Here is a 17,188-nt window from a genome sequence, read left to right on the forward strand (position 1 = left end):
GCAAACGGCAACGGACTGTGTTGTTCGCTGGAAAAAACTGGACTAGGTCTGGCTCGCGAAACACCTTTTTACAGGATTAACGCGATGAATTCCGCACTGTCTCATCTGGATCGGCTTGAAGCGGAAAGTATCGCGATCATGCGCGAAGTTGCGTCCAGTTTCGAGCGCCCGGTGATGATGTATTCCGTGGGCAAGGATTCTGCCGTTCTTCTGCATCTGGCCCGGAAAGCGTTTTTTCCATCGAAAATTCCGTTCCCGTTACTGCATATCGACACGACCTGGAAGTTTTCTGAAATGATCGCTTTCCGCGATCAGATGGCCAGCGAATTGGGGTTTGAGCTCAGGGTGCATACGAACCCCGAAGGCGTGGCTGCGGACATCAATCCTTTCGATCACGGCTCGGCGCGCTATACCGACATCATGAAGACCCAGGCGCTGCGCCAGGCGTTGGAGGCAGGCGGCTATGACGCGGCTATTGGTGGAGCACGGCGCGACGAGGAAAAGAGCCGCGCCAAGGAGCGCATCTTTTCGCATCGCAATGCGGCCCATGGCTGGGACCCCAGAAAGCAGCGCCCCGAAGTGTGGCGCATCTTCAATACGCGGCTGGCGCCGGGCGAAAGCATGCGGGTGTTTCCGCTTAGCAATTGGACCGAACTCGACATCTGGACCTATATCCACGCCGAGGCCATTCCGATCGTGCCCCTCTATTTTGCCCGCCCTCGTCCGGTCGTGGAGCGATCCGGAACGCTGATCATGGTCGATGACGGGCGCTTCCGTCTCGCAGGGGGGGAACGGCCACGCGAGGAGATGGTGCGGTTTCGCACCCTTGGCTGCTATCCGCTGACCGGCGCCATCCGCTCGAACGCGACGACGCTGCCCGAAATCATCATGGAAATGCAGGCCAGCCGGACCTCCGAACGCGAGGGGCGCCTGATCGATGCCGATCAGGCGGGATCGATGGAAAAAAAGAAGCAGGAAGGCTATTTCTGATGGCGATTACCGCTTTCTCCGAAGATATCGGAACCGCCTCTGAACTCGACCTGTGGCTGGAGCAACAGAGCGGAAAGCCGATGCTGCGCGTTTTGACCTGCGGATCGGTGGATGACGGGAAATCGACGCTGATCGGACGGTTGCTCCACGACAGCCAGACCATTCTCGACGATCAACTCGCCGCGCTGAAAAACGATAGCCGCAACCGCCATGTGGGCGATGAGGGTATTGATTTTTCGCTGCTGGTCGACGGACTGGTTGCCGAACGGGAGCAGGGCATCACCATCGATGTGGCCTATCGGTTCTTTTCCACCGACAAGCGAAAATTCATAATCGCCGATACGCCGGGGCACGAACAATACACCCGCAACATGGTCACCGGCGCGTCCAACGCCGACGTGGCGCTGTTGCTGGTCGATGCGCGCAAGGGCTTGCTGACCCAGACGCGCCGCCACAGTTTCATCCTGTCTCTGATTGGCGTGAAACACGTGGTGCTGCTGGTCAACAAGATCGACCTTGTCGATTATAGCGAAAACACATTCGAGCGTATCGACGCGGAGTATCGTGAATTTGCCGCCGATCTGGGCTTCGACTCGCTGGCAACCATTCCCGTGTCGGCGCTGCGGGGCGACAATATGGTCGACAAGTCTCCCAACACGCCATGGTATTGCGGCGAGCCGCTGCTGCCTTATCTCGAAGCCCTTGCGGTTGACGAGCACCATGGGGCTGCCCCGTTCCGTTTCCCGGTGCAATGGGTCAACCGGCCCGATCTCGACTTTCGCGGACTATCGGGAACGGTGGCGTCGGGGAGCGTGCGGGCAGGGGACGAGATACTGGACGCGGCGACGCTGAAGCCGGCAAAGGTGGCGCGCATCGTCACCATGGATGGAGATCTGGGCAGCGCCGTGGCCGGGCAGGCGGTGACGCTGGTGCTGGATCGGGACATCGACGTTTCGCGTGGCGACGTGCTCGCCCATGGCGGGCAGACGCCCGATCACTCCAACCAGTTCCAGGCCGATCTTGTGTGGATGGCCGACGAGCCGGCCTATCCCGGTCGCAGCTATCTGCTCAAGATCGGGGCGCAGACCGTGCCCGCGACCATCACCGGCCTCAAGCACCGCATCAATATCAATACGCTGGAGAAATCAGCGGCCAAGCGGCTGGAGCTCAACGAGGTGGGAACGGTGACAATTGCCACCGACAGGCCGATCACGTTCGACCCCTATGCGGTGAATCCGGCAATGGGCGGGTTTATCCTGATCGACCGGATGCACAACGGAACGCTGGGTGCGGGGACGATCGGGTTTGGCTTGCAGCGCGCGCGCAACCTCACCTACCAGAATTTCGACGTCAACCGTCAGGTGCGGGCCGATCTCAAGGGGCAGACGGCCAGCATCGTATGGTTCACGGGGCTTTCGGGGTCGGGCAAATCCACAGTCGCCAACCTGATGGAAAAGCGGCTGACGGCGGAGGGCCGTCATGCCTACATCCTCGATGGCGACAATGTGCGGCACGGGCTGAACAAGGATCTGGGTTTCACCGAGGCAGCGCGGATCGAGAACATCCGTCGGGTGGCGGAAGTGGCACGGCTGATGGCCGACGCGGGGTTGATCGTGCTGGTCTCGTTCATCTCGCCCTTTGCCAATGAGCGCCGCATTGCCCGCGAAATTGCCGGTGATATCGATTTTCTGGAGGTCTATGTGGATACCCCGCTTGATGTGTGCGAAGCGCGCGATCCCAAGGGGCTGTATGCGCGAGCGCGGGCCGGGCAGATTTCCAACTTCACCGGCATCGACAGCCCGTTCGAGCCGCCGCAACAGCCCGATATCGTGCTCCACGGCGCTCTCAAGACGGCGCAGGAGATGGCGGAAGACCTGTATGCGGCGCTGATGATCTGAACCGGCGTCAGCCGAACAGGTCGAGGGTGAACTCGGACGAGGCAGACGGTTTTGGCCGTTCGGTGGCGCGAGGCTTTTTGGGGGCAGGGGCTGCCGGTTGGGGGGGAAGGCGCAGCGGCAATATGCGGGGCGAGCCAGTCCCGCAGTGGCAGCAGTGCGTCTGCGTTGAGGCTGTAGAGGCGGCGCTGCCGGTCGGCGCGCACCGTGGCGATTCCAGCTTCACGCAACACCTTGAGGTGTTGGGAAATCGCCGGTTGCGTGACGGCAGGGAACGCAGCGACGAACGCGCCTGCGGCCAGTTCGCCACCCGCAAGCATATCGATCATCCGCCGCCGTGTGGGATCGGCGATAACAGAAAAGAGGTCCATAAGCGCCGATTTATACAATCATGGGGAGGCCGCAAGCGTGGGGGGCGGCAATGTTGTGGATATCGGGCATCGTGCGGAAAAGACCTCGCTTCGGAGCAAGCTATTCCAGCAGTTCGGCGATTTCGCTGAGCGCTTCGTCCCAGGCTTCGAGCGAAAAGATGCGCGATTGCGGATCGGAGTGGGCGTCGGAAATCTCGACGAGGGTGAGTTCGGTCCGTTCATCGGCGAGGGGCCGGAAGGTGACGACCAGCGTGCTGTCGGGAACCTCGCCATCGCCTTCGTGATGCCAAAGCTCGACCAGCTTGCGATCCTGCTCGAACCCGATGAGCGTGCCTGTCACCACATGTGTGTGGCCCGGGGTATCGACATCGGCGGATTCGTAGCGGAAGTGGCCGCCTTCGAAGGCTTCGAACGTCACGTGATCGGCCTGCCACTGCTCCAGCAAGGCCGCATCGGTCCAGACGGCGAACAATTCGTCGGCGGGAACGTCGAAGGCGCGACTGATGGTGATGGAATTTTCGTCGGCTTGGCTCAATTTCAGTCTCCGTCGGAGCACTGGGCTCCTGATTTTCGATTGTGTCAGCGGACATCCGTGTCCGGCAGCAAGGCCGTCAGCAACCCGGCCAGAGGCAGAAAAGCGACGATCTGGAACACGAACACAATGCTGGTGACGTCGGCCACGATGCCCAGAAGTGATGCGCCCAGAGCTCCGATGCCGAAGGCGAACCCGAACAGCAGGCCAGCAATCATCCCGACGCGGCCCGGCAGCAATTCCTGTGCGTAAACGAGGATCGCCGAAAACGCTGATGCGAGGATGAACCCGATCAGGGCCGTCATGATGATCGCCAGTTCCAGCCCCACATAGGGTAGCGCCAGCGTGAAGGGAAGGGGGCCAAGGATCGATACCCAGATCACCGCCTTGCGGCCCACCCGGTCGCCGATCGGGCCGCCGATAAAGGTGCCGGCGGCTGCGGCACCAAGAAAGACGAACAGATACAGCTGGGCATCCGACGCCGCCAGCGCGAATTTCTCCATGAGGAAAAAGGCGTAGAACGTGGTCATCGAAGACATATAGACGTTCTTGCTCATCACCAGAACGGCGATGACGGCAAAGGCGCCGATCAGCTTGCGGCGGGTGAGCGAGGGATGGCGGACCGGCACGGGCTCGGGCTTGGCCATGCGGGTTTGCCCCGCGTACCACATGCTGACTAGCGACAGCACCACGATGGCGGTGAGCGCCACCGTAGCAAACCACGCCACCGTGCCCTGACCAAGCGGGATGATGATGAAGGCCGCCAGCAAGGGGCCGATGGCGGTGCCGAAATTGCCTCCCACCTGGAACAGTGACTGGGCAAAGCCCAGCTTGCCCCCCGACGCCATGCGGGCAAGGCGCGAGGCCTCCGGATGGAAGATCGCCGATCCGACGCCCAGCAGCCCGGCCGCCAGCAGCAGCGTGGGGAAGCTGTCGGCCACCGCCAGCAGCAACAGCGCGATCAGGGTCGAGCACATGCCGATCGGCAGGGAATACGGTTTTGGATATTTATCCGTATAAAGCCCGACCAGCGGCTGAAGCAGCGACGAGGTGACCTGATTGACCAGGGTGATCAGGCCGATCTGGGTGAAATCGAGGGCATAGAGATCGCGCAGCAGCGGATAGACCGCCGGCAGCAGCGACTGCATCAGGTCGTTGAGCAGGTGGGAGAAGCTGACTGCGAACAGGATCCAGAGCGAGGTGGCTTGCCGCGCGGGCTGCGGGGCCGCGGCTGTAGCGGTCATGACGATCATCCGGAAAGGCGCGGCCCGGGGGCCGACGCCACATTGAGTTTCCGAACGGTTACGACCGCTCACCCCTTTCGTCAAGCGAGAGGGGGTGAGCGGCCGTGACGTGCATCAGTCCTTGGAGCCCTCGGCAGGGCTGTGGTCGAGGGGCGGATCGTTCCTCGTTTTCCACAGGGAATAGAGGATGCCGCCGGCCAGGATCGAGACCGTGACGATCAGGGACAGCAACGTGTCGATATGGATATCGAGCGGAACCAGGAAGATTTTTATACCCACGAGGATCAGCACGATGGCCAGCGCGACCTGAAGATAACGGAACCGGGCCATTGCCGCAGACAAGGCAAAGAACAGCGCCCGCAGGCCCAGAACGGCGAAGACGTTCGAAGTATAGACGATGAACGGGTCCTGGGTGATCGCGAAGATGGCGGGGACGGAGTCGACGGCGAAGATGACGTCGACGATCTCGACCATGATCAGCGCCACTGCAAGCGGCGTCAGCCACAATACCGCCTTGCCGGACTTGGGATGGGGCTGTTCGACAAGGAACCGGTTGCCGTGAAACTGCGGGGTGATCCGCAAGTGCTTGCGCAGGAATTTCAGGATCCGGTTGTTCTCGATGTCTTCGTTTTCATCCACCTTCGAGAACATCTTGAAGCCGGTAAAGACGAGGAACCCGCCAAAAAGGAACAGGATCGGCTCAAAATTGTGAACCAGCGCAACGCCGGCTCCGATCAGGATGGCCCGGAAGACCAGCACACCGATGATGCCCCAGAACAGGACACGGTGCTGATACATGCGGGGGACGCCGAGGAAAGCGAAAATCGTCGCGATGACGAAGATATTGTCCATCGCGAGCGACTGCTCGATGATGTAGCCGGTGAAGAATTCGAGGCCCTGTTCCGCGCCTCGCACCACCCACACCCACGCGCCGAACGCAAAGGCGACGGCGACATAAAAGCCATAGAGAATAAAGCTCTCTTTGGCGCTGATCTCTTTTTGCTCCTTGTGCAGGAAGCCGAGATCAAAAACCATGATCGCAACCACGATCACAACGAATGCCGCCCAGAACCACACAGGGGTATCGAGGAACGGCGTCGACAATAACGATGACAGATTTTCCATCGCCGGGACCTTCTCCATTTTACAAGTGGAGCAGTTCCGACATCACGCAGCGATCAAGAGCACTGCGCCAGAGGGGCCCGGCACTGCGCGACGATATATAGGGACACTGTGCAGGAGAAAAAAGAGGGGCACCCATTTCCTTCGCGCTTTTACGCGCGAAAAAAGCAGAAAAGAGGTGTGATGATTGGAAAAAGTGGCTCCCCGGGCCGGATTCGAACCAGCGACCAACCGGTTAACAGCCGGTTGCTCTACCACTGAGCTACCGGGGAACGTGTAGCCTGCTCGGCAGGTGGCGATCATCTAGCCAATTTGGTGGCGCTTGCCAACCCCCAAATCGCCAATCAGGGCCCGATGGGCGCAATCCGCGCTGAAAGGGCCAGAAGGTCGGCCATTCTGTTAACCCCAAGGAAGGGATCGGCAGGGGCAAGGGGCCCGTAATCAAGGTGACGGGCGGCCAGAGCGGCCTCGATATCGCGCAAACGCGGGCCGCGGGGGGCGGGTGGAATCAGCGAAAGGTGAGAAAGCAGGGAATCAGAGCGCCAGATGGCGTTGGTGGGATAGGTGCGCTCGCCATAGGCGCTGACGACGCAGGCGCAGCCGTCATCAAGCACTCTGGAGGCGCGCGCGGCAAAGTCAGCGGGAAAGAACGGCGTATCGACGGAGACCGAGAGCAAAAGCGCGCCGGGTTGATTCTGTTTGCACCACAATGCGCCCGCCAGTAGTCCTGCCGCCGGGCCGGTGATCGCGTCGGGCGCATCCGGCACTTGGGGCAAACCTTGGGTATCTGGATAGACGGTGCTGCCGGTCGACAACAGAATCGGTGCGCACTGGCCGCGCAGCGACGAGGTCACCCTTTGGAGAAGCGATACATTCCCGAGCCGGAGATCAGCCTTGCGCACACCGCCCAGCCGAACGCCGCTGCCTCCAGCCAGAATCAGCCCCACAATGACCATGCCGCGCCCCACCGTGCCGCCTTCGCAAAGAGTTTACGGTAGGCGGGGATGGCAAGGTCGGCAAGCACAGGCCTGTTGCTCAGTCGTAGGTGTCGTCATCCGGGCCGGGGTTGTCATAAGGCCGGTCCCGCAGGCGATCGCGGTTGCGAGCCGGGCTGTTGTCCATCGGGCTGTCGTCCGGGTCTTCGTCGGCAACAGCGCGGCCCGACTGCCCGGCCGCTGGGGAATCCTTGCTGCGCCTGGTTGCGGTTCCGTCGCGCGCCACGTCGATGACTTCCCCGGACTTTTGTGCTTCGGTTTCGGGCGCGTCGGTGTCGTCGCCTGTTCGATCACGCGATGGCTTGATGATCTTTTCTTTCATGGCGTTCTCCTTTTAAGCAGGAAACGCGCAGCCGGGGCTTGAGGTCCCAAAAATCACAAGGAACGGGCCAGCATGGCGTCGGTCACCTCGCGCCCGGTGTGGCGGGGAGAGATGAGGGCTGAAAGATCGAACCCCTGCTGCCGCGCGGTTTCGAGAAAGTCCTCGCGGGTATCGTCTTCCAGATCGGGCTGGCGCGCCAATACCCACAAATTCTTGCGATTGGGCGTCCCCACCAGCGCGGTCTGGTATTCGGGATCGATCCTGAGCACCCAGTAATCGCCGCTGGTGAAGGGAATCCAGCGAATGAATTCGGGGAGGAACGTCACCTTGAGCCGTGATTTGGCATCATCGACCGGAGTGGCTTCGCCAATCGATTGCGATGGCTCGCCATCCGCATCGAAACAGCGGTTGTCGACGCGCACGGCGCCATTGGAATTGAGGGAATAGGTGGCGGTGATGTCGGTGGCCGTCTCGTCTTCAAATTTGAGCGGCAGGCGGCAGATCTCATACCAGCGGCCAAGATAGTGATTGAGATCAAGGCGTGGGATGGCTGTCACGTCGGTCATCGCGGGGTCTCCATGTTGCTCTGGAGCCAACGCCGAGACCGTTCAGCGGTTCCCTGTAGGCCGATCAGAACTGGTGGACGAGGGGGTCAGGTGTGACCGTGGCAGTGATGGCAACAGCAGGCGCATCAATGAAGCTGGCCTTGCCTGCCAGAACCGCATGCAGGGCGAACGGGGGCACAATGAAGACGAACAGAAACAGCCACAGTGGATATCGCATGGGTACGCTCCGCGCGCCCAGCCGATGCAGTCAGTGAGGGCCGCTGGAGAGCAGCCTTTCAGGCCGGAGCCAAAAAATCGCTAATCCGATGCTGGCAATTGTTCCTTTCGGCTTTGGAAAGCGATCGAAAGAACCGATTCGAGGGTGAGATAGGATCGCATCATCCGGAAAATCACATATTCGGGCAGGCCGATCAGCGCGCCGACGCGCCCGTTTGCCAGCGCGGCGAACGCAGCCATCAGGGCCGGAGCACCCAGAACCACCGCAATCACAGCCTGAGCGGTGAGGGTGCTTTGGGGGTTGAAGGCATAGAGGTAGTTGAGCGCGCCAAAGATCACCAGCGGAACCGTCATCGCCCTGCGGCCGGAATTGAGCAGCATGAACGGCAGGATGATCTTACCGCGCGCCGAAAGCGTCCAGCTGTCCAGATAGTTCCGGTTTCGCGCGCTCACATGATAGACCGAGCGAAACCAGCGCATCCGTTGTTCTCGCAGATGGCGATAGGTGCGGGGGACTTCGGAGATATAGACGATCGAGGGATCGCCGACGATCCGCCAGCCGGACTCGCCGATGCGCAAGGAGGCATCGGTATCTTCCCCGTTCATCCCGCCAACGAAACCGCCAGCGGTGCGCAGGGCGTCGGTGCGATAAGCCGCAAACATTCCGGGAATGCCCACAATGCCATCCACCGCCCCGTAGGCCACCTGATAATAGCCGTGCTTGAGCAGGGTTTCGAGATTGCGGGCGCGATCGAACACCCCGCCGCCCGGCGCTTGCGGAAGCCCGCCAACCACGCCGACGTCGGCGCGTGAGAAATGGCGCATGGCAAAGCGGATGGTATCGGGCAGGACCTGGGTATCGGCATCGATGCGGATCATGAATTGCGTTGCGGTGGCGGCGATACCGCGATTGAGCGCATTGGCTTTGCCTGGAGTCGGAACGTCGACCACGCGCCCGGTCGCGTGGGAAAGACCGGAAAGCGCCGAAACTGTTGCTTGCGCGGTGCCGTCGGTCGAGCAGTTGTCGAGGACAAGAACCTCGACGCTCCCACCATATCGGCCCGCCGAGGCATCGATGGCGGCAAGAGTCTGCCCGATCACATGCGCTTCGTTATGGGCCGGGATGATGATTGTCACCGGAGGTGCGAAATCGGACGTGCGGCGCAAGAGCGACTGAAGAGTGCCGGCAACGTAAAGGATGAAAAACAGCGCTGGCAGGAACAGAAAGACGCCCGGTCCTGTGCCGCCCAGAAGGGAAACGCTTTGCAGGTCGGAAACGAGGGGAAGATCCATCGCATCGACGCCGACGGAAAGGGCGATTGCGGCTGCGGTGGCCAGGGCAATGAGCAGAACCGAGCGCAGCTTGTAGCGGGGGGACCGGGGCGTCGCGGCACGCGCCGGCATGGAACCGTGATCGAGCAATTTCAGGGAAAAGACGAAAAAGCCGAACAGCCCCGATAAAATCTCCACCACATGCAGCGAATAGACAAAGCCGACGAGGTGATAGGCCACGAGGTTCATCACGTCGAATGCGCCGCACAGGACGATGAAATAGAGGCTCAGCTCGAAAAAGAACCGGATACGCCCGCCAATCGACGCCCCCACCACTGTGGAATAGGCAATGAAAAACGACAGGATGAAAATCCGCAGCGGCAGCGAATGGGTGCCGCTATAGGGCGAAAAAACGATGTCGTGATTGGGAAAATTGCGCGCCAGTACCTCGATGGAATTGACAGCATAAAGCATGGCGGCGGCCACCACGGTGAAAACGACCAGCGCGGTGGGGGCCGCCCATGGTGAAAGCGAGCGGGTCAGCCGGGCCGGTGCGCTGTCGACCGACCAATACTGATGCCCGCCCGCGGGGGTGGAAACGCCGTTCATTTAATTGCGCGAAACCATCAGAACCGTGGTGGCCGGGGAGAGGGCGTTGATTTCGTCCTCGATGCGGGGATCGTCAAGGGGAAGCAGCATGGGCTCGTTGCCCTGCTCCCCACCGGTAAAGACCAGAGCGCCACCGCCATTCTTGCGCGTTTGGATTTCAAGCGTGCGGGCGAGGCGCAGAGAGGTTTGCAACTGTGCCGCACGCAGCACTGTCACCTTGACCCTGGCCCGCGACGCATCGTCCCCGAACACTATGTCGGCCCGGGCCGGGATGAAGCTCGCCAGCATGGCGCGGGCATCGAGCGCATCAGCGGCGGAAAGCCCCGCCTCGACACCCAGCCCGACCGCATCCATTTGCGCCAGCGTGCGGACCATAGCGCCCCAGCCGGTGGCGGGCTGGACGCCATCGGCAGAGAGGATGGTTTCAGGCAGCAACTGCGCCTGCGCATCCGGGCCAGTCCGGCAGATTGAATCATTGGGTGAAGTATCGATCAGTTCGACAATGATTTCATTGCGCAATCCCTGTTTGTCGATTGGCAATTCGACCGGCATCGTAATCAACTCCGTACTTGCGCCGAAGCGCCCGGTCTTGAGCAGATTGCCGTTGAGGGCGACCCGCACGACCCAATCGGCATTTCCAGCGAGAACGGATGGCCGCAACGCCAGATCGAAATGGGTGGGCATCCTGCCGCCATCGAGATCGGCGATCCGATAGGGAAGCGACCAGCGACGGCTGCCGCGGAAGTTCCGTGCCGTTGTTTCAGCGCCCAAGGCTTGGGCCGAAACCGGCCACGCATGGGGGAGCGATGGCGGATCGAGAAGGGCGGATCGGGCGGCAATGAGATCATCGAGCCCGGCCTGTCCGGCCAGCACGAGCGCGCCATCCCCATCAAACGCAACAGCGCGACCGCCCAGGGGAGAAATGGCCACATCGGCGGGTTCATTCTGTACCAGCTGTGTGGCAATACCCGCGCGCGCCAAAGCCTGAGCGCCCCATAGGGCAGCGGCCTGATCGCTCGCGGTCTCGCCCAGATCGACCCGAATGGGTTCGGCAAGGCTGGCGAGGCGAATGCGGGGGCTGTCAACGGGATCGAAAGTATAAAGGGCCAGCCCGCTGGAGGGCAGCAGCGTGATGGCGCTGCCGGAATTGGCGGCATTGGTGGGACAGATCTGGCCGCTATTGGTGGTGCCAATACCCGAAAGAAGGACTTCGAGCGAGCGGCCCAGAAGGTCATCCGGGCCAAGCTCGATGTTCACCTCATGGGTCTGGCGCCCGTGATTGAGCACGATTTCGCCCCGACGGACTCCACCGACGGCGATGGTGAGGCGGCCATCGCCATTCTCGGTCAATTGAGCATCGAAAGCGAGCTCCAGCCGCCCGTTTTCATAGGTCACGCCGGCGGGAATCGGGAAGCGCAGCGCGTACTGGTCGGGAAAACCGGCCAGCCCCATCCAGGTGTCGCGCTCCGGGCGGCTGATCCACAGCCGTGTTGGCTCTGGCTGGTCATCGGCCGTTGTAGCGGTCCCACCGTCGCCCGAAGTCAGGCGATCAGAGACGAAATCGACCACACGCGTCAGCGCATCGCTGTCACGGGAATAGACAAGCGCGCCGCCCACGAGGGCGAAGCTGAGAACCGCCACCGTAAGAAGTCTCACAAAGTCGCTCATTGCGCGGCATCCAGCTTGGAAGGAACGGAGCGCCCCGGCTTGTTGGCGCGGGTCCACAGGGAGGTCGCCGGGACCGCATCGGGATTATGGCGCGACGCATACTTCGCGGCGATTTCGAGCGTCTCGGACAAGAGGGCGTCCTTGAGCAGGATCGGATCGAGACCAAGCGCCCTGAAGGTGGCATTGGAAACCCGCAGATCGTTCTCCGCCGCTTCCTTGCGCGGATTATCGACCAGATCGACCTGTGCACCGGTGGCGTGGGCGATCATTTCCGCCAGATCGCGGACACGGTGGGTTTCGGCGGCCTGATTGATGATTTTGACCGGATCGCCTTTGGCGGGTGGATGGGCCAGCGCCAGAGCCACGCAGCGCACAGTGTCCTGGATGTTGATGAACGCGCGTGTCTGCCCGCCCGTGCCGTGCACGGTCAGCGGGTGGCCGGACACCGCCTGCATCAGGAAACGATTGAGGACCGTGCCGTAATCGCCATCATAATCGAAGCGGTTGATCAGCGCCGGATCGCGCCTTGTTTCCTCGGTCTGGGTACCCCACACGATCCCCTGGTGCAGATCGGTTATGCGCAGACGGTCATTCTGGGCGTAGAACTGGAACAGCAGCTGATCGAGAGACTTGGTCAGGTGGTAGATACTGCCGGGGCGGGTAGGATAGAGGATGGAACGCGGATAGGTGCGCCCGTCATCGCCGGTCACGGTGACATCGAGATAACCCTCGGGAATTTCCAGTCCATCGCCGTCGTAGCCATAGACGCCCATGGTTCCGAGATGAACGAGATGGGCATCGCTTTCGAGTTCGGCCAGTGCCGCCAAAAGGTTGTTGGTCGCATTGATGTTGTTATCGACGGTGTAAATTTTGTGGGCGGCATCGCGCATCGAATAGGGCGCGGCACGCTGTTCGGCAAAGTGGACGATCGCATCCGGGGCAAGGCGGGCAATGGCATCGCGCAAGCCTGCATAATCCTGGGCGACATCGATCCGCAGGAACGAAATCTCCTTTCCCGAAACGCGGGTCCACGCGGCCAGCCGCTCATCGATACGGGCGATGGGGGTAAGGCTTTCGGCGTTCAACTCGGTGGCGATGGCGCGACGCGATAGATTGTCGATGATGGTGACTTCATAGCCGAGGGTGGACAGGTGCAGGGCCGTCGGCCATCCGCAAAAACCATCCCCGCCGAGAACCAGCACGTTTTTGGACATAGTTTTCTCCTCACCCGTTCACGAGGGCGAACGGTGTGCTTTGGGTTGCGATGTCTCGGAAGCCCCAGGATCAACGGAACGAACGGCTGCTTGAACCGCGTCCCCACTGACCCACTCCAGATAAATGTTAAGTGGCGGCTAACCCTTCAGCATCAACCGGCTAAAATGTCGCAGCCGGCAAACGCCAAAAAGGACGCCGCGCATAGAAGTACGAGTTGGGGAAATGGTTCCACGCATAAGGAGTGGTACGACAAGACGCGCTCAAGAAAGGGAGACGGGGCCGCCGAGGTCCCGCCCTCAAAGAGCTGTCGATTACTGTGCTGGTGCGCCGGCGGCGCGGATCGATGCAACGTCGTCAACGGCAACGCCGCCGAACTCATTGCCCCAGCTATTGCGGATATAGGTGGCCGCCGCCGCGACCTGCTCGTCATCGAACTGATCACCGAAAGCTGGCATAACGTCTTTGCCAAACAAGATCGTTTCGATCACCAGATGGGCATCGGCAAGCTCGGCATTATCGGCAAAGGCCGGGCCAACGCCGCCCTCTCCCGAGGCGCCATGGCAGGCTGCGCAGATGGCGAATTCACTTTCCCCGGTGGCGAACAACGCGTCATCAACGGGAACGGCGTCCGCATCGGGTGGAGTTTGCGCCACAGCCTGGCTGCCGGGCCAAGTGTTGGTGGACAGAATGACCGCTCCCCCAACCAGGACGGCCAAGGCGACAAGAATACTGAAGTGTTTCATTTTCGATTCTCCCGCACGTGCGAACCCTCAACGACTGGACCGGGCAATGAGTTCCGGACCGGTTGGGGCGTGCGGAAGGACTATTCCATGTCAGGTACGGGCCCGTGACTGAACAGGATTTCGGGCTCGCCATATTCACCAAGGTTTGGGTCGGCGGTCCGCGACCATGCGATGACCGCCGGGTAGGTCGTGATTAGCGAGCCCGCTTCGGTGCGGGCCCGCTGCTCGCTTTGAAATTCGCGCGGTTCAAAGGCCGGGCGCATGCCGCCTTCACCATCGTCTTCAAAGGCCATCACGACGATGAGTTTCGTGGGCGTCGTTGGCGTGTTCATGAATGCGATCCTCTTTGACGCCGCGCTGGCGGGCGTTGCTTCGGGCACAGCTTTAGCGGCTTTGACCGCAACACGGCAACGCCCGCTGCAACGTTATTCGTCGCGGGGCAGGGCCGTATAGACCCGGGCGACGAACCGGTGAAACTCAGACATATACTCGCTCAAAAATTCGCGGGTGCTGTCGTTGGCCACTTCACCATCGTCAGAAATCAGGCCGGGCGTGAAGTGGATATAGGCTTCAGGGGCGTTCATCTGCGGTGAGTTGCAAAAGCTCAGAACACTGCGCAGGTTCTGCTGCGCCACAGCGGTTCCGATTGCCCCGATCGACGCGCCGATGACCGCGGAAGGCTTGCGGGTGAACGAGTTCTGCCCCCAAGGCCGACTGGCCCAGTCGATGGCGTTCTTGAGGGCCCCGGGTATGGCGCGGTTATATTCCGGCGTGACAAACAAGATGGCATCGACGTCGGCGATGGCTTGCTTGAAGGCTCTGGCGACGGGCGGATAGTCCGCATCGTAATCGGGGCTGTAAAGGGGCAGATCGCGAAACGAAATCTCCGCCATTTCAAACCCCGAATGGCGAAGCCGAACCAGCGCCGCCGCGAGTTTGCGGTTGATGGACGTGCTGGAGAGCGACCCGACGAAATAGCCGACTTTGAACATGGTTGTCATGATTACTTCCCGAGGGCTGTTGACACCCCTGATAATGCAGGAAGCAGAAGGTTCGATCCACTCCCAACGTGCAAAGAAGTGCAAACGGCACTGCCACCCTAGAGCGTCTGATCTGATTCAATCAGATCAGGAAACGCTCTGACATCGATATCAAAATGCAGGACGTCCTGGCGCTTACCCATTGAGGTGTAGAGCGCAATAGCCGGGTCATCGCCATAGTCGGCTTGGACATAAAGGGCCCAGCACCCACGCTGCGCGGCCAGGTCCCGCAAGTTATTGATCAGCGTTCTTGCGATGCCCTGCCGCCGATGGGTCTCTGCGACCGCCAGATCGTAGATATAAATCTCGGATCTGGCCTGCTCGAACTTCTCAAGCTCGTACGCGGCCAAGCCGCCAACTACATCTTTGCCCTGAAGTGCCACCAGGGCAAAGAACCCGTCTTTCGCCAGAAGGTCAGCCAAATAGCCATCGTTTGGGGGAGCGGAGGCATAGCTTTGTGCATCTTCGAAAACGGACGCAAACAGCGCGTTCAACTGCCGCATAAGATGTATGTCGGTCCGGCCCAGGCGCTGGACGGTCGTGGTCATCATTTTCTCCCCCATGCCTGGTCCGCGGGGCGGCCCTTGACGGCTTTGGAGCGCATCCGGCCAACATAACTGTGAAATCCGCCGATTTTCAGGTCGAGCCGGACGTAGGACAATCCGATGCACGGTTCGCACGCTCCGGCCGGATGTCTCGCCACAAAATATGGGACGGCCAACTTCTGGCCTTGCCTAAGTGCCCGGAATTGCACTACAAGCCCGCAACAGAGGCCTCGTGGCGGAGTGGTTACGCAGCGGATTGCAAATCCGTGAACACCGGTTCGATTCCGGTCGAGGCCTCCACTCCCTTACATAAGCAATTGATGCCGTACGCAATCCTCGCCGCGTCACACGCCGGTGATTTTTGTCGACCGCGCGCAACGAGAGCAATCCTGATCTGGTTGAATCAGGTCAGCCGCTTCATTGTTCCATCGCGCTTCCAGCGTTCGGCTTCGGCGCAATACCGTGCAGCGTGCAGAAAATCATGTACAATTCACCGAGGCTGTCCGGGGATTGTGCATTCTCGTTCGCGAACGCGGTAAGGTCATCGTGAATCTGGGATCCTGGCTTGCACCACCAACTGTGACGTGCCCGGAAATAATCGATGAAGGATTCGGGTTTCATTGGTTCGCCTCTGCATGGCAAGGCGGGTGCTTGCCGGATCACATGATTCAATCAGATCAGGAATTGCTCTGGTCAGGCATGTCTCCTTCGTTGCTCTCATTCAGCCGGTCATCGGTGAATTGCGACCACACCGCAATGAAGAGCGCTGCAACGAGGGGGCCGAGAACGAAGCCATTTATCCCAAACAGCGACAGGCCGCCGATTGTCGAGATCAGGACAACATAGTCGGGCAGCTTCGTCTCCCTGCCCACCAGAACAGGGCGCAGCAGATTGTCGATCATGCTGATGACCAAAGCGCCAACTAGGACGAGGATGATGGCCTGGGCTACGTGCCCGGACAACGCAAGGTAGATAGCGAATGGCGCCCAGACCAGAATCGCACCAACGGCGGGCAGCAGCGACAGGACGGCCATCAGAACGCCCCACAGCAAGGGGGCTTCGATGCCGAGGAGCCAGAATGTCGCTCCTCCAAGCCCGCCCTGGATAATCGCGATCAAGACGTTGCCGCGAACGGTGGCCTTAACCACCGAGACAAATTTCGCGGCGATGTCATCGGTGCGGTTGCGATCCAGAGGCACCGAGGCGCGGATCAGGATTGCAAGACGCCTGCCGTCCCGGAACAGAAAGAACAGCAAATAGAGCATGATCGCCAGGCTGATGAAGAATTGCAGCGTGCCCTGGCCAACGCCATAGGCGCTGCTTGCAATGGCTTGTCCGATGCTCGATAGCGCGGACAGCAGGCTTTGCTGGATCTCTTCGAGATTGCCCAGGTGCATGCCGGCGAGGGCTGTATTGACGAAATCAGGCAGCATCGCCTGTGTCTGGGCCACAGCGCCGGCCAGCGTGAAATCGCTGTCGCGTATGCGTTGATAAACCGTGGCGATCTCTATCGAGAGCGAGGCGATGATCAGGCTCGCGGGAATGAGAACGACGAAAATGCAGGTGAGAACGCTGAGCGCGGCTGCCACACTGCGCCGTCCGCCCAGCCAGATCGTCAATCGGCGCTGCAGCGGATTGAACAGAATAGCTAAAATCACGGCCCAGAGGATGGCACTGTAATAGGGCAGGAGCAGCCACGCGAAAACGGCGGTGATCGCAATGACGATCACGACGAAGCTGATGTTCTGGATGGTTTCCCTGGTCATGGGTCGAGCTTCCTTGCGCTTCGGGCAGGCCCGATAGCCATCGGCTGAAAGACGGTCATGGTCAATAACGGCAATGT

Annotated in this window: 18 protein-coding genes, 2 tRNA genes and 1 pseudogene; 3 read left to right on the forward strand and 18 right to left on the reverse strand. The window is 60.7% G+C overall.

All coding sequences use genetic code 11. The features are described 5' to 3' along the window. Positions 1–84: 84 nt before the first annotated feature. Together cysD and cysN are read left to right on the forward strand one after the other, a co-directional pair. Complete coding sequence (cysD, locus tag VNS12_RS04205) at positions 85–990, forward strand: sulfate adenylyltransferase subunit CysD (RefSeq protein ID WP_325486589.1); 906 nt, start codon at positions 85–87, stop codon at positions 988–990. Next, entirely contained in the window at positions 990–2,888 is a 1,899-nt protein-coding gene (cysN, locus tag VNS12_RS04210; protein ID WP_325486590.1) for a sulfate adenylyltransferase subunit CysN, read from the forward strand. The genes cysD and cysN overlap by 1 nt, the downstream gene beginning before the upstream one ends. Positions 2,889–3,052: 164 nt before the next feature. On the opposite strand, the pseudogene VNS12_RS04215 reads toward cysN, so the two are convergent. The 16 genes and pseudogenes from VNS12_RS04215 to VNS12_RS04290 all read right to left on the reverse strand — a co-directional run. Continuing rightward, positions 3,053–3,256, reverse strand: a pseudogene (locus VNS12_RS04215) (ArsR/SmtB family transcription factor); the annotation flags it as partial. 100 nt (positions 3,257–3,356) lie between these two features. Further along, a complete protein-coding gene (locus tag VNS12_RS04220) occupies positions 3,357–3,791 on the reverse strand; it encodes an SRPBCC family protein (protein WP_325486591.1) in 435 nt (144 codons plus the stop codon). Positions 3,792–3,835: 44 nt separating this feature from the next. Beyond that, complete coding sequence (locus tag VNS12_RS04225; protein ID WP_325486592.1) at positions 3,836–5,032, reverse strand: MFS transporter; 1,197 nt, start codon at positions 5,030–5,032, stop codon at positions 3,836–3,838. Positions 5,033–5,146: 114 nt separating this feature from the next. Beyond that, positions 5,147–6,157: a TerC family protein gene (locus VNS12_RS04230; RefSeq protein WP_325486593.1), complete on the reverse strand. Its 1,011-nt coding sequence runs from the start codon at positions 6,155–6,157 to the stop codon at positions 5,147–5,149. Positions 6,158–6,351: 194 nt separating this feature from the next. Then, positions 6,352–6,426, reverse strand: a tRNA-Asn gene (locus VNS12_RS04235). 72 nt (positions 6,427–6,498) lie between these two features. Further along, a complete protein-coding gene (gene mobA / locus VNS12_RS04240) occupies positions 6,499–7,122 on the reverse strand; it encodes a molybdenum cofactor guanylyltransferase (protein WP_325486594.1) in 624 nt (207 codons plus the stop codon). 67 nt (positions 7,123–7,189) lie between these two features. Beyond that, a complete protein-coding gene (locus tag VNS12_RS04245; protein WP_325486595.1) occupies positions 7,190–7,471 on the reverse strand; it encodes a hypothetical protein in 282 nt (93 codons plus the stop codon). Between the two features lie 53 nt (positions 7,472–7,524). After that, complete coding sequence (locus VNS12_RS04250) at positions 7,525–8,037, reverse strand: lipocalin family protein (protein WP_325486596.1); 513 nt, start codon at positions 8,035–8,037, stop codon at positions 7,525–7,527. A 64-nt stretch (positions 8,038–8,101) separates the two neighbouring features. Next, a complete protein-coding gene (locus tag VNS12_RS04255; protein ID WP_325486597.1) occupies positions 8,102–8,254 on the reverse strand; it encodes a hypothetical protein in 153 nt (50 codons plus the stop codon). An 80-nt stretch (positions 8,255–8,334) separates the two neighbouring features. Next, entirely contained in the window at positions 8,335–10,134 is a 1,800-nt protein-coding gene (locus tag VNS12_RS04260) for a glycosyltransferase family 2 protein (protein ID WP_325486598.1), read from the reverse strand. After that, positions 10,135–11,802 carry a hypothetical protein gene (locus tag VNS12_RS04265; protein ID WP_325486599.1) on the reverse strand — a complete coding sequence of 556 codons (1,668 nt, stop codon included), beginning with the start codon at positions 11,800–11,802 and terminating at the stop codon, positions 10,135–10,137. Further along, entirely contained in the window at positions 11,799–13,016 is a 1,218-nt protein-coding gene (locus VNS12_RS04270) for an NAD-dependent epimerase/dehydratase family protein (protein WP_325486600.1), read from the reverse strand. The genes VNS12_RS04265 and VNS12_RS04270 overlap by 4 nt, the downstream gene beginning before the upstream one ends. Positions 13,017–13,328: 312 nt before the next feature. Then, positions 13,329–13,760, reverse strand: coding sequence for a c-type cytochrome (locus tag VNS12_RS04275; protein WP_325486601.1), 432 nt, complete (start codon positions 13,758–13,760; stop codon positions 13,329–13,331). A gap of 80 nt (positions 13,761–13,840) precedes the next feature. Further along, on the reverse strand, positions 13,841–14,092 hold the full coding sequence (locus tag VNS12_RS04280; RefSeq protein ID WP_325486602.1) for a hypothetical protein: 252 nt from the start codon (positions 14,090–14,092) through the stop codon (positions 13,841–13,843). Positions 14,093–14,185: 93 nt separating this feature from the next. After that, on the reverse strand, positions 14,186–14,761 hold the full coding sequence (locus tag VNS12_RS04285; protein ID WP_325486603.1) for an NADPH-dependent FMN reductase: 576 nt from the start codon (positions 14,759–14,761) through the stop codon (positions 14,186–14,188). 98 nt (positions 14,762–14,859) lie between these two features. After that, positions 14,860–15,351: an AAC(3)-I family aminoglycoside N-acetyltransferase gene (locus VNS12_RS04290; RefSeq protein ID WP_325486604.1), complete on the reverse strand. Its 492-nt coding sequence runs from the start codon at positions 15,349–15,351 to the stop codon at positions 14,860–14,862. A gap of 220 nt (positions 15,352–15,571) precedes the next feature. Between VNS12_RS04290 and VNS12_RS04295 the strand changes: the two genes are divergently transcribed. After that, a tRNA-Cys gene (locus VNS12_RS04295) sits at positions 15,572–15,645 on the forward strand. A gap of 117 nt (positions 15,646–15,762) precedes the next feature. On the opposite strand, the gene VNS12_RS04300 is transcribed toward VNS12_RS04295, so the two are convergent. Next, entirely contained in the window at positions 15,763–15,966 is a 204-nt protein-coding gene (locus VNS12_RS04300) for a hypothetical protein (RefSeq protein ID WP_325486605.1), read from the reverse strand. Positions 15,967–16,022: 56 nt separating this feature from the next. Then, positions 16,023–17,111, reverse strand: a complete 1,089-nt coding sequence (locus tag VNS12_RS04305; RefSeq protein ID WP_325486606.1) for an AI-2E family transporter — start codon at positions 17,109–17,111, stop codon at positions 16,023–16,025. Positions 17,112–17,188 lie beyond the last annotated feature (77 nt).

Source organism: Pelagibacterium sp. (assembly GCF_035555455.1).
Lineage (GTDB): Bacteria > Pseudomonadota > Alphaproteobacteria > Rhizobiales > Devosiaceae > Pelagibacterium.

Coding starts and splice junctions, on each gene's coding strand:
- cysD (WP_325486589.1), top strand. CDS start 85: ATGAATTCCGCACTGTCTCATCTGGATCGGCTTGAAGCGGAAAGTATC.
- cysN (WP_325486590.1), top strand. CDS start 990: ATGGCGATTACCGCTTTCTCCGAAGATATCGGAACCGCCTCTGAACTC.
- VNS12_RS04225 (WP_325486592.1), bottom strand. CDS start 5,032: ATGACCGCTACAGCCGCGGCCCCGCAGCCCGCGCGGCAAGCCACCTCG.
- VNS12_RS04230 (WP_325486593.1), bottom strand. CDS start 6,157: ATGGAAAATCTGTCATCGTTATTGTCGACGCCGTTCCTCGATACCCCT.
- VNS12_RS04245 (WP_325486595.1), bottom strand. CDS start 7,471: ATGAAAGAAAAGATCATCAAGCCATCGCGTGATCGAACAGGCGACGAC.
- VNS12_RS04250 (WP_325486596.1), bottom strand. CDS start 8,037: ATGACCGACGTGACAGCCATCCCACGCCTTGATCTCAATCACTATCTT.
- VNS12_RS04255 (WP_325486597.1), bottom strand. CDS start 8,254: ATGCGATATCCACTGTGGCTGTTTCTGTTCGTCTTCATTGTGCCCCCG.
- VNS12_RS04260 (WP_325486598.1), bottom strand. CDS start 10,134: ATGAACGGCGTTTCCACCCCCGCGGGCGGGCATCAGTATTGGTCGGTC.
- VNS12_RS04265 (WP_325486599.1), bottom strand. CDS start 11,802: ATGAGCGACTTTGTGAGACTTCTTACGGTGGCGGTTCTCAGCTTCGCC.
- VNS12_RS04270 (WP_325486600.1), bottom strand. CDS start 13,016: ATGTCCAAAAACGTGCTGGTTCTCGGCGGGGATGGTTTTTGCGGATGG.
- VNS12_RS04275 (WP_325486601.1), bottom strand. CDS start 13,760: ATGAAACACTTCAGTATTCTTGTCGCCTTGGCCGTCCTGGTTGGGGGA.
- VNS12_RS04280 (WP_325486602.1), bottom strand. CDS start 14,092: ATGAACACGCCAACGACGCCCACGAAACTCATCGTCGTGATGGCCTTT.
- VNS12_RS04285 (WP_325486603.1), bottom strand. CDS start 14,761: ATGACAACCATGTTCAAAGTCGGCTATTTCGTCGGGTCGCTCTCCAGC.
- VNS12_RS04290 (WP_325486604.1), bottom strand. CDS start 15,351: ATGATGACCACGACCGTCCAGCGCCTGGGCCGGACCGACATACATCTT.
- VNS12_RS04300 (WP_325486605.1), bottom strand. CDS start 15,966: ATGAAACCCGAATCCTTCATCGATTATTTCCGGGCACGTCACAGTTGG.
- VNS12_RS04305 (WP_325486606.1), bottom strand. CDS start 17,111: ATGACCAGGGAAACCATCCAGAACATCAGCTTCGTCGTGATCGTCATT.